This is a genomic window from Paenalcaligenes sp. GW821-LYS-B07-1 (genome assembly GCF_058803365.1).
Map to the genome: position 1 here is coordinate 1,439,103 of NZ_CM179516.1, position 15,763 is coordinate 1,454,865.

Consider the following 15,763-nt stretch of genomic DNA (forward strand, 5'->3'; position numbering starts at 1 on the left):
AATGGCGATTAATTTAGATGATAGATATCCGGGACGGGCTCACCCAAAAACGTTGAGCTACCCCGGCGGTAGTTTTAAGAATAGATCATCCCCTGATTCGAAAGATGGCACGTACTTAGAAGCGGATTGGGCTAATGATCAGTTGGCATTCCTCCAATCTTTGCTTAAAGAAGCTGGTGTGACTGCTAATGGCAGAGTAGACACTGTAGAGGCGTCACAGTACTTTGATGCGCTGGCCTTTCTGGTTGATAAATACCGCAAAGATAAGGCTGTCTCGGTGACGGGTGCAGGAGCGTTAACTGGCGGTGGAAAGTTGGATGCGAATCGCACCATTGATGCGAGCGCAGCTACTAAAGCGAGTTTGGCTAAAGCGGACAGTGCCGTGCAACCTACCCGAAGCATTACAGGTACGGGGGCATTGGCAGGAGGCGGGGATTTATCGGCTAACCGTACCATTGATGTGAGTGCAGCTACTAAGGCCAGTTTGCTCAAAGCCGACAGTGCTTTGCAGGGAGGGACGGGTTTTATCAGGCAAGCGGTACCCTCTGGATTTTCTGTTGAGTCAGCATCTGGAGCAGAGGGGCAATATACGACCTTTTTTCTATTTAACCCTAGTAGAGCATCTGGTAGTGCGGATGTCGCTCGATCAGCAAGGGTATACATGGATTTAGCCCCCAACACCGCAGGTCTGGACTTCACGTTCAGGCTGTCTGATGGGAGTGCTACGAATGCGACTAAAACCACGATGAGGCGTGCTGATGGGGTGTTGGCACTGACAAGTGACATCCCAGGTTTAAGTGAAAAATATATAAATCGTTTAGCTGAGAGGGCTTTTGCTACAACGTACACAAACTCATCGGGTAAACCGAGGTATGTATTAGTCAGTGCTGAACAGACAACGGGTACTGCTGGGCTAAACCATGCATTGAGGCTGACAATTGACGGTGTTGTCTTAACGTCTTTCTATGGGTTTGGTAGAGGTACGTCGGCAACAGCATTCTTCGTTGTTCCGGCTGGAAGTTCTTACAAGCTGGATAGGGCTGGAGAAGCATTTGATTCAATGGTTTTAAACTACTGGGGTGAGGTCTAATAGTATGAAATATTACAAAGACACAGATAGTGGAGAGGTTTACGCATATTCACGTGATCAGGTGGATGCTGGTTTTGTTGTGGATGGGCTTGTTGAAATGACAGAATCAGAGATTGATGAGCATTTAAAACCACCCTCACTGCCAGAGCCTGTACCGCAGCAAATCACGATGAGGCAGGCCCGTTTGATGCTGCACCGTGAGGGATTTTTGGCAAGCGTTCAACCAGCTATTGATGCTATGCAAGAGCCACAAAAAACTGAATCTCAGATAGAGTGGGATTTTGCTCAGACAGTAAATCGTGATAACGAAATTATGTTGCTTGTATCGGAGAAGCTGGGGCTAACTGCGAAACGTCTGGATGAGATGTTTATAGTAGCATCAACACTATAGTAGGAAATATTCAGGCTAATAGTGCTATTAAAGGGCCAAAGACTGTTATATGGTCTGCAATAGTGGAGATGAAATTTCTATAGCTCTGATCATAAGATTCTGATCCGTAAGAGGTCTTCAGTTTATTTAATGAATCTTGATAAGTATCTCTAGTTTTTTCATCAACATCTAGCTGGTTAATAGAATTTTGTATTTTTATAAATAACTCTTCTGTTTCTTTGCTGATAATTAAATTATGTGAAATATTTGAGTGGGTGTTTCCTTTTGAGTGGACACCTATGTCATACCCTTTAATGGTATTCCCGAAAACAAAGGCATGTTCTGTGCCTTCAATGACAATGCCTTTGGTTTTTTTTTCAAAGCTCATTTTTTTTACTCTATTAATGGTTTTGGGTTGATTTTGGTATTGGTATTCTTTACTTGTTGATCTGGAAAGTCAATGTGTTTGGAGTGCTTTGAATGCTTTGATGTGGTTTTTGGTTTATGGCTGCAGGTTTTTACGGTGGGTGTGATTTCTATCTGCTCGGAATCAATGTAATAGTCTCCTGTCGTATTACTAGGCTGTAGTGATTGTTTTTATGTGTTGGTTCATTGCGAGCAAAAGCCGCTATTGAACCATTTTTGTCGCCCCTGCGTTTGTAGGGGCTTTTTTATTGGAGGCCACTATGCAGCCCCAAAGGATTAAAACCATGAATTTGAGAGAGGTTGCAGTAGAGGCAACTGGGATATCAGCAGCCAACAAGACTATGGCTATAGGTGCTGGTGTTGGGGCTACTGGTTGGTGGGCGCAGGTGAACTGGCTTGGGCTGGCGGGGGTATTGGTGGCTGTGATTGGTTTGTTTGCAAATCTGTACTTCCAGCACCGTCGCGATAAGCGGGAGAAGGAAATGCATCAAGCGCAGCTGGCAGCGCTAAAGGAAAAGTGCGAGCTATGAATGCAGTAAGACAACGAATAGCTGTGGCGCTGCTAACTGTGAGCGCTGCAGGCTTTGCGGGCTGGGTGGCAAATGAAGGGGAGAGTACGCCTGTACGCGCAGCAGATGGTCAGACTTTGCTGGCTCCGCACATTCCAACAAAAGGCGATGTGCCGACCATAGGCCACGGCTCTACGCGCTATGAGGACGGCACGCCAGTCAAGATGACAGACCCGCCGATCACACGCGAACGAGCAGAGCAGCTGGCGCGTAATCTCATGAGTGGTGATGAGCGTATGTTCAGCGCCAGCTTGCCTGGTGTAAGGCTGTACCAGGAAGAGTACGACCTGTATTTGGATTTTGTGGGGCAGTACGGGATTGGGAGGTGGCGAAACTCGTCCATGCGCCGTCACTTGCTGAGCGGCGACTACTTGAGGGCTTGTAACTCGCTGCTTTTATATAAGTACTCCGCAGGCTTTGACTGTTCTACGCCGGGTAACAAGCGTTGTTGGGGTGTATGGGATCGGCAGCTAAAGAGGAATCAGAAATGCTTGGACGCACAATGACAGGGGCCGCTATTGCAGTGGCCTTTTTTGTAGGTGTTTGGCTATATGGGGGCATTCAGTACAGGGCAGGGCAGGCGGACTGTCAAGCTGCTCAGTATGTCGCCGACCTAGAGGCCTTTCGTGATGAATCAGAACGCCTAGCGCTTATTTCTATTGAGCTACAGGAGCGGGTGAACGCTCTAACCGCTGTCAAACCTACCGTTATAGAGAGGTATACCCGTGTTGAAGTTGAAAAGCCTTTGCCCGCTGATTGCCGTATTGATCCTGAGCGGTTGCAGCGCATCAATGAAGGGATACGTGCGGCCAATGCTGCCCGCTAATTTGTCTGAGCCTTGCCCGCCTGTGCCTGAGCTAGATACTGACTCATGGGATGAGCTGAGCAAGGCTTATATTGAGTTGGCGTTCCTGTATATGAAGTGCTCCAATCAAGTTGAGGCTGTCAAGTTTGCGTACTGTTTGACTGCTTTTTGTCGATAACTCTTAATGAGCGTCGGGCAAATTCGTAGTAACACACTCCAGTCCCATTACCGATGGAAACACTCCACGGCTTACTTCCGCAATCTAAAGGATGAGAGGATAATTTTTGGACTTCACAAACACCGAGGAATGGGCATGCTGTATTTTTCAAGTTGGCTGTATTACTTAGCCTGCCATCGGCAGTGAAGTGCTGCTGCAAAAAATGAATACTAGCCTGCAAAACACTTAGTTTTTGGAGTGCCTCATCTGGACTTTTTGCTATTGTGCTGTCATCTGGATATATCCACTCAAGCCTATTGACATCACCTGTCTCTTGATAGATAACTCTTTCCAGTATATTCGCTGATAGGTTAAGAAATTTTTCTGCTGTTAGCTTTTCGTATACCATTAGATACTCTAACAGCATCGCCTTCTTGCGTTTTTGCAGGCCTTTATCAATTAGTTCGCAATAGATATTAAGGCCTTCCAAATGGTCGCCCGATCCTTTGAGAATTTCTTTTAACTGATCTGTATAGGAGAAGGCGGATATATGATCTAGAAAGCTCTGATAGACATTATTGATCAGTTTTTTTTGACAAGAGAAGCATTCTTCTTCTTGGGTTTTATCATGTTTGATGGCTTCGCATAGTTCAAAGAATGTCTGTGATGTGTCTTTACTCAATAGCGCAACAACCCCAATGAGAATGCGCTCTAGAGTTGTGGTCTTGTGTGCAACAAGATGATCAATCAGTGGCCTATAAGCCAAATATGGATAACTCGGGGTCTGGGCATCAAGTTGATGATCTGGGGTGTGTGGTATGCGGCGCTGCTCCCGCTCAATCTCATAAGCGATACCCTCCGTGATGAAGTCAAGTCCCGGTGATAAGTCTAGCTGCAATGTCGTTCCATCATTGCCCTCTGCTTTGATGGGGATTATAGATATTTGACGCGTCATATCTAAGCTGGCAAACTCTATGGATCTTTGATAGACGTCACCGAATCTCCATTGCAATATTTTTGGCCACCTAAAGGCTCTATCGTTGGGGATGCCTGTAACTGAACCTCTGGCTATGCTCATCATCGTGAAAGCATCCAACACTTGATTGTCTGACTCAGATGGTTCAGGGGCTGTATACCAGCCTTGATCATTTGTGCCGCGCAAAAACGGCTCGAACATCATAAAACAGGTTAACAATGCGTCGAGACCTGCGGTGGTTGATAAGTTGTGAAGGTAATGAGTGTACTCATGCGCATGTAGAGCAACCGCGCCTGGATACGGGTCCTCATATTCAGGATGTAAATCTCCTTCACTAGTTATGCGAGTAAACAGAGAATGAACACGGTATGTCCCGAGTTGGCCAGCATTCAAGACTTCCCTATCATGGTATTCAGACATTACTTCTTTACTCCGATGGGCATGGGGTTATTCGATTTCTTCATTGGGTAATGACTGTAACGTAATATAAAGTAGAATCTTTAGTAGCTGCCTTTATATTGTGTGATCGTTGCATGTTAAGACTAGCAGGTCAGTCATTAGGCGGTCTTATGTAGTGCCGTACCGTAGATACGTTACGTAGCGCGCTCCCGCAACCAATAAGAAACCCCAGCATGAGAAGTCATGCTGGGGTTTTTCTTTTGCTGAAACATATGCCGTGAGGATATTTCTGGTTTTTTTTAGGTTAAAACGGGATATCTTGACGGTTTGGGATAGGAGCGCTGGGCACTGTGACTCCTGCACTTGATGGGTGAATTACTTTCACTTCTCGCCATCCTTTCTGTTTCATGCAGGCTTCTCTGATGTGTTTCTCACGAACCCATAAGGGCACATCGGAGTTTCCGCTAGCATATTTCACAGCATCATATTCACAAGTAGCCATGTCAGCCTCGAAGGCTGCTTCGGTACCTCCGACCTTTTTCCATTGCCAGTCCCAGTTTGGGGCTGTGCATCCTGTGAGGGTTATAGTTATAAATAACAGTATTGTTGTTTTCATCACTTTATTTTTACCTCACTTACATAATTTTGGATTGGTGAATAAAGGAGCCCAACGATACGAACTTTTGCGTTGGCTACTGGTGCTGCTATTATCTCAGCATCTTACTTAAAGGAGATGAGAATGAGAAAGCTTGTGGTGGGAGTGTTGTGTGCAGTGGCACTGACGGGGTGTGGCCAGCTTCAAAATGTCACGGTTGAGCAAATTAGAACTCCGGATCATTTGAGAAAATCGGGGACGATAGAAAAGTCGATTTCTCAGATTCAGCAGTCTCTATATGATTACGGTAATAAATGCAGATCCCCAAAGGGGCAGATTGCTGTTAATCCATCAGACCACAGGAAAGCTCGTGTCACCTCTTATATGGTTGGGCTGACAAAAGATAGTGCAGCACTTTTGATTGAGTTGAATCAGGTTGGAGACACGCTGACTGAATATCAAGGTTATACATACTATTCGAATTGGACAAAAATATTAGAACAGATTTTGTATATCATGGAAGGAGGTATGGACTGCGATAAATGAGATTGTTAAGTAGCGCTGTGGTATTGGCCCCTCTAATGTTTGGGGTGTGTCTACTTGAGTAGATTAAGTGGTTGTTAGAGGACTGTATCTAACGCCATGCCACATATGCTATGCAGCCTGCTCCGGAATCCCCAGCATGAGAAATCATGCTGGGGTTTTTCTTTTTCTGAAACATATCAGTCGGTAGTTGCTCAACACAAAGTTGTTGTTTGTGGCTTTAGGTGTTTTATTTTGACTTTAAATGATACATAATGGTAACCGCATGTTTTTTCATTCTTGAGAAGGAATGGAAAACTTTACGCCACCACTCCGAAAGGGTAGGTGGCGTTTTTTCTTGCCTAAACGTCTGCATAAGCTTTGTAACAATGGCACACGATAGAGCTGTACTACTATGACTGAAAATACGTGGCCGTTGATGTCAGCAGACTATTTGCTTTTTAGATTCAATTCCTAGGGGGAAAAATGAAGAAACGTGTCCTATTAATGGCGTTGCCAACGGCATTACTGATTTCAGGTTGTGGTTCCATGGGAGGCGGTGATGGTGGGCTGATGAGTGCTTTACAGCAGTTTTCTAATTTGTTGGATGGCACAGCACCATTGCTCCAAGAGTCGGAAGAGTGGGAGCAATATAGCATCACGAAAACGGCACAAGGTGTGACTTACACTACAGCAACTACGACAGATACACAGTTTGTGGTGGTGAAAATGGATGCAGAGTATCCTGCTGCCATTGATCGCTTGGCACGACCTTTTGCAAAGAGTGAGAGCACTCAAAAAGAGTTAGATGACACTAATACAGGCTATAAATTTGTCTACAACCAAATTAGAGCGGTGAAGGATAAAAAATCATCAAACACCATTGGGTATTGTGTGAATTACGATGTGAATAGATGGGAAAATGGTAAGCCCACACCTCAAGATGCTGCAGGAAATCTCCAAAAACATTTTATTTATGTAGCAAAAGATAAGCCCGTATCGGCAACCACAGCTAATGCAGACTTCGTTAAACGCATGTGTGGTGAAGACTTCTTTAATCGATATAAAAATCCAAATACATACGAATAGACAGTAGTAGTTGCCTGTCATAACATCGGCTTGGGTAATTCCAAGCCGTTTTTATGGCTCTGCTTTAGCTAAGAATGCCTACGTAACATACGATTAGTCTTTCTAGGCTCAGGTGAGTTTATGATTGAGTGCTATGCGCGGTTGAAATGGTGAAAGAAGGGTTGGTGATTTCTACTCTATTACGTCCAGCGGCTTTGCCTTTATAGAGCGCCGCGTCAGCATAGCGTAAAGCATCCTCCAACTCATTAGCACCGTAAAAATACGGTGAAATTCCTATAGTGACTGTGCATCGTAATAGCTGAGCAGAGTCTGCTGTCTGAATAGCTTGATGCTCAATGTTGACGCGTAGTCGCTCAGCCATATGTATGACGCCACTGCTATCCGTTTCCAAGCAGATGGCGACAAATTCCTCTCCACCTATACGCCCTGCCATGTCGTCGTGTCGCACGGTGGAGCGTAATAGTTCAGCGACACGGCAAATCACTTCATCACCAGCTTGGTGACCATAGGTGTCGTTGATTTGTTTGAAATGATCTATATCCATCAGCATCAAGTAAGCGGGCGAAGCGCCTCTGGCTTTAAAGTGCTGTTCTAGCGTTTCAGAAAGGCCTCGGCGATTGAGTAAACCCGTCATGGGATCTCGCGCAGCCATATTGCGTAAATCATCGGTAAGACGCCGTAGCACCAGCCAAACGATGGAGGGCGGTACGATGGTGGCTAAGGATGACATATAGATGTAGAAGATCAATTGGAAGCGGCTATCCATATGCAAGGCATCCAAGCCGCCATCTACAATTTTTAGAAACTTCAGCACGTTCAGAACGCAAATCCCACTAATGAGGATGGCAAAAAAGATCATTTCGCCATGTAAGTCCTTGGAAAAGGTGCGTACGCCGTAGATGACAGTCAGTGTCATCACAAAGAAAAGTAGGGCAGCCATTGCGGCAAGCATGGCATAACGTGCGGCAGGTCCAATATTCCACTGTATCAGTGCCTGCAGCATCGCGTAGGCAACACAAAAGAGTAGTAGTGGCCGCCATAGTCTGACGGGTTGACCAAAAAATCGCATGGCGCCCAGCCAGTAGGCAAGAGGAGCAGCCAGTGTGAGGTCGTGATTAATAACGCTCATCACGCTCCAGGCTGGACCGTCTTCTATCAGTTGCAGGATATAGGCCGATGCTAAGAGCAGGTTGCCTACCGCAAAAAAGTCCATCCCCATTCTGTTGCCTGGTAGACGTCTACTGATCAGTAAAAACATGACTGAGAAGCACAGCAAGTGTGCACACAGCATGGCAACAAGAATAGAAGCAACCATATAGTGCCGTAAGAGCTAAGTGTAATGTCTGTGTTGTTGCTACAGGGCTGTAGTTAGCGACACATCAACCGACAAGTAGAGCCGGATCAATTACAACTTTTGTATGGCGCTATAAATGCAGAACCCACCTAAGATGAGTAACGGCATTATAAAGATCTTGTTTATATTTTGTTACGGATGGTGTGGGTAGAGACGGAGGTCTAAAATTTTGGATCAGTATCACTACACCGTTAGCCATGGTGGAAGAACGGGCTTTTGGTGCCAGAGAGACCGGTAGTTCAAGAAAAGACACATTGAGCGCCGTAAGATGCGAGCTAGCTAATCAGGCAGTATTAAATCCAGCTGCGCAGGTGATAGCAGCACAAAAATTTGTGGCTACTATTTATGGTGAGTACTACGTCAAATCAGCAGAGCAAGCACACGTTAAAGTGTACAACGCGTGTATGAGTGGGTGCAGTAGGCACGTTGCAAAAGCCAAATCCTAGCACTCCTTCTTCCCTAATTTAGCCCCCTACATCACTTTATCCGCCCTCAATCTTACGAATTGAGGAGGGCACCGCTTTGTTCCAAACTGCTACTACAGACAACAGGAGAGTCGTATGACAGCAGAAAAGAAACAGAGCGGACAAGGCATGGTGGAGTACATCATTATCGTAGCGTTAGTGGCGATTGCAGCTATTGCTGTCTTTCAGCTATTTGGTCAGGTAGTGCGCTCGCAAACAGCAGCGATTGCTCACGAGCTGGCAGGTGAGGATGGCTCGGAAATGACGCAAGCGGCAGGGGATGCTGCTCAAGCTACAGCAGCACAAACCTCAGCTAAAGGCCTGAAGTCATTTACAGGCAATACGAGCGTTCCACAATGAGGCACGTTAGCCATTTCTCAGCACAGCAAGGCCAAGTGCTGGTGCTGGGCATTGTATGCCTAGCGGTTTTGGTGCTGCTATTTAATCGTGCGTTTTGGGTGGGGGACATTAGCTCAGCCAAAATGCGGCAGAACAGTGCTACGGATACTGCGGTGTATAGCGCAGGGCTTGTTCAAGCTAGATTATTGAATATGTTGGCGTTATTGAATCGGGCGTATGTAGCGCATCATGTGGCAAGTGCTCACTTGACTACGGCGGCTTCATGGGGCCATTTTGCATTGACCCAAGCAGAACGTTTTAGTAGAGCAAACCCACCAGCGAGTTTGATAGGTTTGATGTTTGGTCCTGCGCATGCAAGGGATTACGCGTCTTCAGCGAAAGCGTTAGGGCTGGGTGAAAGCCTGTCGTTGCAAAGTCGATTACAGAGTGCTGCGCTTGCACACACAGAGTTTAGTAATCAGGTGTTTGGCCGGGTTCAGAAAAATCTTCAGCAGCATTTTTTTGGTTTGGCAAAGCAAAGTGCTGAAGTGATTTTGCACCTCAGCTATCCAGAGAAAAGTGCAGCCTCTATGCTGCATGTCCAGTTGCAGCAACGCCCTAATACGGTATTGGCAACGGCGGCGGCGCAGTCATTTGTCGCGGACTGGGTGCGTGACAGTGCAGGGAGCTATGCCTTTTTACAGCCTAGAAACTACACGGCTAAAAACAAATGGGTAGTCAGCGCACGTTGTCCGCATTTGCGTCATCAACTTCGCCGACGCGGTGAAACACGGCTAGATGATAAAGCAGGGTGGCGAAGTGGTGACACCTTGTCTTTTCATGCGTTGAGGTCTAACCGTTGGGTTGGGTGTTATTACCGAGAATACGCCATGGGATATGCCTGGATACCTAGTCAACGAGGGCAAGTACCTGATGGGGTATTTATTGAAGACCCACCTGATAATTTTTCTCTGCAGGATTTCTGGCGTTGGGTACGCGAGGTGGCCGGTTGGGATCTGTTGGGAGAGGATGCAAACCCGCTAGCGAGTTCGTATGGGTATGCATTAGCGCAGCCATTAACGAGTGCAACATTGCAACCGGCTCTGGTACTTGCTCCCAATGTATCGACGGTTTCTCTGGTTTTGGAAGTAACCCAGCCTGCTGCCTCCTTAACGTTAACCACACAAAGTGCGGCAGAGGTGGCTTACTTACCGCCCGCGTATGTATCGCATCGTCCCAATCTCTTTATGCCGTATTGGGAGTCTAGGTTGGTCGCCGAAAGTAGTGTGCCTAGTTGGAGCGAATCATGAGCCAGCGCGGACAAGCAGTAGTGGAAAGCATCATCGTGCTGCCTGTATTGATGGGGCTGCTATTTATGGCGCATTGGTTGTTGTATGCGCAGCATGAAAAAAGTCGAATTCAATTGGCTGCTGCGCATGGCGCTTTCTTACGTGCACAACTATGGTCAGCCGATTTTCCCTTAACAGAGCAACAACGTAAAGCAATCTGGGAGGCAGAGGCGAAAGGGCTGAAGTATAGCCAAGAGGGTTATCGCTGGAATGAAGGCCTTAATAAAGAGTCATCTTCGCTAGCAACTGAGGTGCATTTAGAAGATGCAGGCATACATCAAAGTAGTCTACAGAAGCGATTAAGTCATGCCTTGTTCCCTTCGCTGAAGTTGCAACAACAGCATGTAGTGCTAGTGGGCAGTGGCAGTGCCGTAGCTGCTGCACAGGTAAGGCAACGGCTGGAACAAGCCCCTCAATGGTGGGGAAAGGCGACAGAGCGTAGTCGTAATCAGGTACAGAACATAGAGCACTTTGCGGGTGCTGTAGATAAAGCGTGGGGGCGCGCAACCCCTAGTCGCGACTGGCTACAGCAATGGGAAAGCAGTGTACCTACACGGTATGTGCAGCAGGAGTGATGAATGAGGACATTCGTTACTAGACTGTGCTGTGTGGGTTTGTTTGGCATAAGTGCAATCGTCTTAGCACGGCCACTGCAAGCGCAATGGCTAGTTCAGTTGCACAGTATGGAACAAAGCTTAAGTGCATACCGTCCGGAGTTATTGCTTTCTCTGCAATCTGATGCCTTGTGGTATTACGCATGGCAAGTGAAAGGCGTAGATCTGGTTGAGTTTATGCAGCAAATACAGGAGCGAATTCCTCATCTTAAGCAATTGCAAGTGCAAAAGAACGGAGTGTTATGGGAACAGTCTGCTGGGCAGGATCCTTGCTCAGTACGCCTACAAAAAGTGGATGTCAGCAGCTCGTTTATAGCACTGAGTTGTTTGCGCTCTGACCAGCCAGTGCATCAGCCGCTTTTCTCTCATCCTGACTTGCAGCTGTTGTGGGCATGGGAAGAAAAGCTGGCAGGCGGGAGAGTGCAGCATCAGTGGTATAGCGTGCCAACAAACGTAGAGCCACAGCCCTTGTTGACGGAAGCATTAGCCAACAAATTTCCCAAAATGTACGTGCATGCAGACCCCTATGCCATGAGCTTTCAGTATGGTGCAGAGCAGTGGGTGATAAGTTGGGTTCCTATGGGTGAGCAGATGGTAGGGATCTATGTATTGCGCTGGTATTAGCGCTAGAAGCAAGTAATGGGGGAAGCAATGAAACAAGTATGGCAGCAGCACTTATGGGCCCATCGATCAACCGCAATTTGGATAGTGTTGTCTTTGTTAGGGGCGGGGTTAGCGGTATGGTCCAGCTCTCGTTATTTGGCAGATAAAACGCAGGAATTAGAAGCGCGTGCAGCGGTCCCGATGGTGCCTCGCCTTGTGGCTGCACGCTCATTACCAGTGGGTGCCATAGTCGACAGTGATGATGTGGCGATACGTGATTTTCCTCAGCATTTGATTAGTAGCGATAGTTTGTCGCCAGAGTATTTTCTGGCCATAGAAAATCAGAGGTTGGGGCATGCTCTGGCGGCGGGAGATTTGATTTTGCCAGCCCATGTGCGCGAGCAAGAGCCTGATCGGTTTTCGTCTATCTTGCGTCCTGGTCGTAGAGCATTAACCATCCCCGCTGATGTGTTGAGTTCTGTGGCGGGGCTTTTGCAGGCGGGAGACTTGATTGATGTGTACGTATCTTTTGATTATCAACGACGTCGCATCTCTTCACCTTTGCTGCAAGGCGTGCGGGTGTTAGCCATTAATCGCAATACAGAGTACCTCAGTGAAAGCCGTTATGAGGCCAGCACATTGACGTTGGATGTGAGCCCTGAAGAGGGGGTGACCTTATTGGCGGCAAGGCAAGCGGGGACATTAACGGCCATGCTGCGACCCGTAGGCGATGCTGGTGTTTCCGATCGAGCTATTCGGGGTGATTTGGCGGCTCTGTTAGGCCTAGCGGGGTCATCACCGACTAAAGCAACAAGGTCTGCTCCAGTGGTGTATGGCAATCAGCAGAATCGTAAGTTGCAAGCATTGGCCCCGTCTATGGTGGCAGCCTCTACTTCTAGAGCCTTGTTTTCGTTGCCTGCTCAGGCTTACGGATTAGAGAGTATGTCTGAGCCAGCGGCTACGCAGTGGGGTAATTGGGCTGAACGTGACTCCGTAGAAGCGATGCCCTTACAGGGGGAGGCTTATGAGTAACGCTAGCGTAAAGCAGGTACTTGGTTTTGTGTTCTTTTTTGTGATGTGTGGGTGGGCAATATCAGTATCGGCACAGGCAGAAACCTGGCAAATGCAGGTGGGTGACATGCGAGTGTTAACAGTGCCAGAACTAGCGCGTGTCGCTGTAGGTGATGGGCATGTACTGAATGCCGTGACCACCGAAGAGCAAGAGGTGATTGTTTTTGCTCGCAACGAAGGCAGTAGTACGGTGCAGCTTTGGCAGCGTGACGGTAGTAATCAGGCCTATCATGTGGAGGTGCTGTCTACAGGCATACGTCAAAGCAAAAGCGAATTAAAACAGCTGCTGGCTAAAATTCCTGGTGTGGAAATTAGCGAGGTGGGGGATAAGCTAGTCGTAGAGGCCACGCATTTAACAGATAGGCAGCAAGAGCATTTGGCGGTATTGGCTAAGCGTTATCCGCAACTTTTGGACCTAAGTGACAGCCAGGGCTGGGATGCAATGGTGCTGTTGGATGTGCAGGTGGTAGAGGTGCCTCGCAATGCATTGCGCAATTTAGGCACACGCTGGAGTGATGCAGCAGAAGGTGGACTTACGGCTGGTGTTGCATGGGAAAACACAGCTGGCAGTATCGGTGCGCGTCCGGGTGAAACAGTAGTGGCCACGGAAATGGGTAGCTCGGCACTCAAGGGTTATTTTGGTATTAATGCATTGCTCTCGGCGCGTATACAAGCGTTGAGCGAGGTGGGAGCTGCAACTATCTTGGCACAGCCACAATTACTGGCTCGTAGTGGTAGCACGGCAGAGTTCTTAGCGGGTGGTGAAGTACCTTATACCGTGACCGACAGTAATGGTAATAACTCCACGCAGTTTAAGCCATATGGTGTTTCATTGCGTATTACGCCTTTGATTCAAGCTTCTGGGGCGGTACGTTCGCGTATTGAGGTTGAGGTGAGTTCTATAGATCCTAGTTTGTCAGTGCCCAGTGGTCCCTCTCTGAAAACGAGACGAACAGCTACGGAGTTTAATGTGCAAACGGGCCAAACCTTAATTCTGGCGGGGTTCATTTCCAGAGAGGTTTCTCGCAATCAAGATAGGGTTCCGGGGTTGGGTACATTACCGGTCTTGGGGGCGGCGTTTAGTTCTGAGCGTTTTCAGCGTCAGGAGACAGAATTAGCCATTTTTGTGACGCCGCATATTGTGGAAGCCAATCATCCCGTTATGCAGCAACGCATACATAGGGCTCAGGCAATGGTGGCGCAACAGTTTCCAGATGCCCCCAGAGTGAATACAGCCATGACTAAAGGGGAAAGCCAAGACTTATTATCGAGACCTGATTGGGCATTGCCGGTGGAGCCATTGGGGGTATTGCTTCAGGGTGGACATCATGAGTGATCTGGCTTTTAAGCTCTGTGGTGAATATCAAAATGGAGAACGTTTTGAGTTCCCATTGGCAGAGCAGTGTGTGATTGGTAAAGAGGCTTCCGCACAGTTGGTGTTAAAGGGATGGCGTATTGCCAAGCAGCATGCGCGTATCGCTAGGCATGCCCAACAATACTTTTTAGAAGACTGTGGGAGTTTGGCTGGTACGTATGTGAATGGGCAGCGTGTGACCCAATATGGGCCATTGCAAGAGGGTGATTGTGTGGTGATAGGGCCGTGTCAGTTAGTGGTGAAGCGTGTTGTAGAGGAAGAGCTGGAAGCAGGGCGGCTACAGATTAACAATGAAACCGTAGAGGCAAAGCAAAAAAGTGCTTCTGTCGCAGCGCAACGAGAACAAGCCTTGTTGTTAGCAGAGCATGTGGCTGCCTTGCATACGCGGTTAGTGGATGCATTAGAGTTGCGTCGTAAGCAGTACAGCGACATGAATGAAGCTGTTTTACGCTTGGAAGCACAGCAATGTGTAGAAGCATTGATTGCTAAAAGCACCGATTTGCCGCCTTCATTATGTAGGCAGCAATTAGTTCAAGCCGTGTTGGATGAGGCATTAGGTTTAGGGCCGTTAGAGGCTCTACTCCGAGACCCAAGCATCAGCGAAATCATGGTGAACTCACCGTCACAGATTTTTGTGGAAATGCAGGGACAATGCCATGAAAGCTCTGCTGTGTTTAGTAGTGAGACGGCATTGGTCGCCATTATGGAGCGCATCGTAGCCCCCTTGGGTAGGCGTTTGGACGATGCTTCTCCTATGGTGGATGCACGGTTACGAGATGGCTCTAGAGTGAATGCAGTGTTACCACCTATTGCACTTAAAGGTCCTACCTTAACCATACGAAAGTTCCCCGCCAAGCGTTTAGTGATGGACGACTTATTAGCGTTTGGTGCGCTCAGTTCAACGATGGCCGAGTTTTTGCGTTGCTGTGTACAGGCCAGAAAAAATGTGGTGGTGGCAGGAGGAACAGGCTCAGGGAAAACGACGCTGTTAAACGTGCTCACGAACTACATTGCTCCTCAAGAACGGGTGGTCACCATTGAGGATGCTGCAGAGCTGCAGTTGAACATGGCAAATTTAGTTTCTTTAGAAGCGCGGCCCGCCAACGTAGAAGGGGAAGGGCTAGTGAGTATTCGTGACTTGGTACGTAATGCGTTACGTATGCGGCCCGATCGCATAGTGGTAGGAGAGTGCCGTGGGGGTGAAGCCTTTGATATGTTGGCGGCGATGAATACGGGGCATGAAGGTTCCTTGACGACAGTGCATGCAAACACTCCTAGAGAAGCGCTTAATAGGTTGGAAACACTGGTGCTATTAGCGGGTATGGATTTACCTGTGACCGTGGCGCGTGAGCATATAGCCAGCAGCCTAGAGGTGTTGGTGTTGCAAAAACGTTTAGCTGATGGCCGCCGCATCATTCATTCCATTACTGAGGTATGCGGTTTGGAAGCTGGGCGTATACAGCTACAAGAGCTGTTTGCTGCAGAAGTATCCAGTTCTGGTAACGTGGTTTTCAAAGGGCAGGGGCTGATACCACAGATTTTTAGTGAGCAAATGGACTGGTTGGATCAACGCTGGTTTAGCGATGTGGCCTAACA

The 15,763-nt window shown here is 47.7% G+C and carries 18 protein-coding genes; 15 read left to right on the forward strand and 3 right to left on the reverse strand.

What is annotated here, in order from left to right:
* Nucleotide 1: 1 nt before the first annotated feature.
* Nucleotides 2-1,090, forward strand: a complete 1,089-nt coding sequence (locus AC3QL0_RS06805; protein WP_493010659.1) for a hypothetical protein — start codon at nt 2-4, stop codon at nt 1,088-1,090.
* A 4-nt stretch (nt 1,091-1,094) separates the two neighbouring features.
* Entirely contained in the window at nt 1,095-1,481 is a 387-nt protein-coding gene (locus AC3QL0_RS06810; RefSeq protein WP_493010660.1) for a hypothetical protein, read from the forward strand.
* Between the two features lie 10 nt (nt 1,482-1,491).
* Here the strand turns inward: AC3QL0_RS06810 and AC3QL0_RS06815 are convergent, their stop codons facing one another.
* The gene (locus tag AC3QL0_RS06815) at nt 1,492-1,848 is read right to left on the reverse strand and encodes a hypothetical protein (protein ID WP_493010661.1); all 357 of its coding nucleotides are present in this window, start codon (nt 1,846-1,848) and stop codon (nt 1,492-1,494) included.
* Between the two features lie 322 nt (nt 1,849-2,170).
* Here AC3QL0_RS06815 and AC3QL0_RS06820 point away from each other — a divergent pair, with 322 nt between their 5' ends.
* From AC3QL0_RS06820 to AC3QL0_RS06835, 4 genes are read left to right on the forward strand one after another with little or no spacing between them, the layout of a single operon-like run.
* The gene (locus AC3QL0_RS06820) at nt 2,171-2,416 is read left to right on the forward strand and encodes a holin (protein WP_493010662.1); all 246 of its coding nucleotides are present in this window, start codon (nt 2,171-2,173) and stop codon (nt 2,414-2,416) included.
* Entirely contained in the window at nt 2,413-2,961 is a 549-nt protein-coding gene (locus AC3QL0_RS06825; RefSeq protein WP_493010663.1) for a glycoside hydrolase family protein, read from the forward strand. The genes AC3QL0_RS06820 and AC3QL0_RS06825 overlap by 4 nt, the downstream gene beginning before the upstream one ends.
* Nucleotides 2,943-3,281, forward strand: coding sequence for a hypothetical protein (locus AC3QL0_RS06830; protein WP_493010664.1), 339 nt, complete (start codon nt 2,943-2,945; stop codon nt 3,279-3,281). Before AC3QL0_RS06825 ends, AC3QL0_RS06830 begins: the two co-directional genes overlap by 19 nt.
* Complete coding sequence (locus AC3QL0_RS06835; RefSeq protein ID WP_493010665.1) at nt 3,268-3,438, forward strand: hypothetical protein; 171 nt, start codon at nt 3,268-3,270, stop codon at nt 3,436-3,438. The genes AC3QL0_RS06830 and AC3QL0_RS06835 overlap by 14 nt, the downstream gene beginning before the upstream one ends.
* Here AC3QL0_RS06835 and AC3QL0_RS06840 read toward each other — a convergent pair.
* The gene (locus AC3QL0_RS06840; protein ID WP_493010666.1) at nt 3,401-4,813 is read right to left on the reverse strand and encodes a hypothetical protein; all 1,413 of its coding nucleotides are present in this window, start codon (nt 4,811-4,813) and stop codon (nt 3,401-3,403) included. The two genes, AC3QL0_RS06835 and AC3QL0_RS06840, sit on opposite strands and share 38 nt — an antisense overlap.
* Before the next feature lie 718 nt (nt 4,814-5,531).
* Between AC3QL0_RS06840 and AC3QL0_RS06845 the strand changes: the two genes are divergently transcribed.
* Both AC3QL0_RS06845 and AC3QL0_RS06850 read left to right on the forward strand, forming a co-directional pair.
* A complete protein-coding gene (locus AC3QL0_RS06845; protein WP_493010667.1) occupies nt 5,532-5,933 on the forward strand; it encodes a hypothetical protein in 402 nt (133 codons plus the stop codon).
* 462 nt (nt 5,934-6,395) lie between these two features.
* Nucleotides 6,396-6,998: a hypothetical protein gene (locus AC3QL0_RS06850; RefSeq protein ID WP_493010668.1), complete on the forward strand. Its 603-nt coding sequence runs from the start codon at nt 6,396-6,398 to the stop codon at nt 6,996-6,998.
* Between the two features lie 118 nt (nt 6,999-7,116).
* Here the strand turns inward: AC3QL0_RS06850 and AC3QL0_RS06855 are convergent, their stop codons facing one another.
* Nucleotides 7,117-8,313, reverse strand: coding sequence for a GGDEF domain-containing protein (locus AC3QL0_RS06855; RefSeq protein ID WP_493010669.1), 1,197 nt, complete (start codon nt 8,311-8,313; stop codon nt 7,117-7,119).
* Between the two features lie 599 nt (nt 8,314-8,912).
* Between AC3QL0_RS06855 and AC3QL0_RS06860 the strand changes: the two genes are divergently transcribed.
* Genes AC3QL0_RS06860 through AC3QL0_RS06890 form a run of 7 tightly spaced genes read left to right on the forward strand, consistent with a single transcriptional unit; the run spans nt 8,913 to nt 15,761 of the window.
* The gene (locus tag AC3QL0_RS06860) at nt 8,913-9,176 is read left to right on the forward strand and encodes a hypothetical protein (RefSeq protein ID WP_493010670.1); all 264 of its coding nucleotides are present in this window, start codon (nt 8,913-8,915) and stop codon (nt 9,174-9,176) included.
* Entirely contained in the window at nt 9,173-10,465 is a 1,293-nt protein-coding gene (locus tag AC3QL0_RS06865) for a hypothetical protein (protein WP_493010671.1), read from the forward strand. The genes AC3QL0_RS06860 and AC3QL0_RS06865 overlap by 4 nt, the downstream gene beginning before the upstream one ends.
* Nucleotides 10,462-11,079: a TadE/TadG family type IV pilus assembly protein gene (locus AC3QL0_RS06870; RefSeq protein WP_493010672.1), complete on the forward strand. Its 618-nt coding sequence runs from the start codon at nt 10,462-10,464 to the stop codon at nt 11,077-11,079. The genes AC3QL0_RS06865 and AC3QL0_RS06870 overlap by 4 nt, the downstream gene beginning before the upstream one ends.
* Nucleotides 11,080-11,082: 3 nt before the next feature.
* Nucleotides 11,083-11,742 (forward strand): hypothetical protein, encoded by a 660-nt coding sequence (locus AC3QL0_RS06875; RefSeq protein WP_493010673.1) that lies wholly within the window; start codon nt 11,083-11,085, stop codon nt 11,740-11,742.
* Nucleotides 11,743-11,769: 27 nt separating this feature from the next.
* On the forward strand, nt 11,770-12,753 hold the full coding sequence (gene cpaB, locus AC3QL0_RS06880) for a Flp pilus assembly protein CpaB (protein ID WP_493010674.1): 984 nt from the start codon (nt 11,770-11,772) through the stop codon (nt 12,751-12,753).
* Nucleotides 12,746-14,128: a type II and III secretion system protein family protein gene (locus tag AC3QL0_RS06885; RefSeq protein ID WP_493010675.1), complete on the forward strand. Its 1,383-nt coding sequence runs from the start codon at nt 12,746-12,748 to the stop codon at nt 14,126-14,128. Before cpaB ends, AC3QL0_RS06885 begins: the two co-directional genes overlap by 8 nt.
* Nucleotides 14,121-15,761, forward strand: coding sequence for a TadA family conjugal transfer-associated ATPase (locus AC3QL0_RS06890; protein ID WP_493010676.1), 1,641 nt, complete (start codon nt 14,121-14,123; stop codon nt 15,759-15,761). Before AC3QL0_RS06885 ends, AC3QL0_RS06890 begins: the two co-directional genes overlap by 8 nt.
* Nucleotides 15,762-15,763 lie beyond the last annotated feature (2 nt).

Coding starts and splice junctions, on each gene's coding strand:
- AC3QL0_RS06805 (WP_493010659.1), top strand. CDS start 2: ATGGCGATTAATTTAGATGATAGATATCCGGGACGGGCTCACCCAAAA.
- AC3QL0_RS06810 (WP_493010660.1), top strand. CDS start 1,095: ATGAAATATTACAAAGACACAGATAGTGGAGAGGTTTACGCATATTCA.
- AC3QL0_RS06815 (WP_493010661.1), bottom strand. CDS start 1,848: ATGAGCTTTGAAAAAAAAACCAAAGGCATTGTCATTGAAGGCACAGAA.
- AC3QL0_RS06820 (WP_493010662.1), top strand. CDS start 2,171: ATGAATTTGAGAGAGGTTGCAGTAGAGGCAACTGGGATATCAGCAGCC.
- AC3QL0_RS06825 (WP_493010663.1), top strand. CDS start 2,413: ATGAATGCAGTAAGACAACGAATAGCTGTGGCGCTGCTAACTGTGAGC.
- AC3QL0_RS06830 (WP_493010664.1), top strand. CDS start 2,943: ATGCTTGGACGCACAATGACAGGGGCCGCTATTGCAGTGGCCTTTTTT.
- AC3QL0_RS06835 (WP_493010665.1), top strand. CDS start 3,268: ATGCTGCCCGCTAATTTGTCTGAGCCTTGCCCGCCTGTGCCTGAGCTA.
- AC3QL0_RS06840 (WP_493010666.1), bottom strand. CDS start 4,813: ATGTCTGAATACCATGATAGGGAAGTCTTGAATGCTGGCCAACTCGGG.
- AC3QL0_RS06845 (WP_493010667.1), top strand. CDS start 5,532: ATGAGAAAGCTTGTGGTGGGAGTGTTGTGTGCAGTGGCACTGACGGGG.
- AC3QL0_RS06850 (WP_493010668.1), top strand. CDS start 6,396: ATGAAGAAACGTGTCCTATTAATGGCGTTGCCAACGGCATTACTGATT.
- AC3QL0_RS06855 (WP_493010669.1), bottom strand. CDS start 8,313: ATGGTTGCTTCTATTCTTGTTGCCATGCTGTGTGCACACTTGCTGTGC.
- AC3QL0_RS06860 (WP_493010670.1), top strand. CDS start 8,913: ATGACAGCAGAAAAGAAACAGAGCGGACAAGGCATGGTGGAGTACATC.
- AC3QL0_RS06865 (WP_493010671.1), top strand. CDS start 9,173: ATGAGGCACGTTAGCCATTTCTCAGCACAGCAAGGCCAAGTGCTGGTG.
- AC3QL0_RS06870 (WP_493010672.1), top strand. CDS start 10,462: ATGAGCCAGCGCGGACAAGCAGTAGTGGAAAGCATCATCGTGCTGCCT.
- AC3QL0_RS06875 (WP_493010673.1), top strand. CDS start 11,083: ATGAGGACATTCGTTACTAGACTGTGCTGTGTGGGTTTGTTTGGCATA.
- cpaB (WP_493010674.1), top strand. CDS start 11,770: ATGAAACAAGTATGGCAGCAGCACTTATGGGCCCATCGATCAACCGCA.
- AC3QL0_RS06885 (WP_493010675.1), top strand. CDS start 12,746: ATGAGTAACGCTAGCGTAAAGCAGGTACTTGGTTTTGTGTTCTTTTTT.
- AC3QL0_RS06890 (WP_493010676.1), top strand. CDS start 14,121: ATGAGTGATCTGGCTTTTAAGCTCTGTGGTGAATATCAAAATGGAGAA.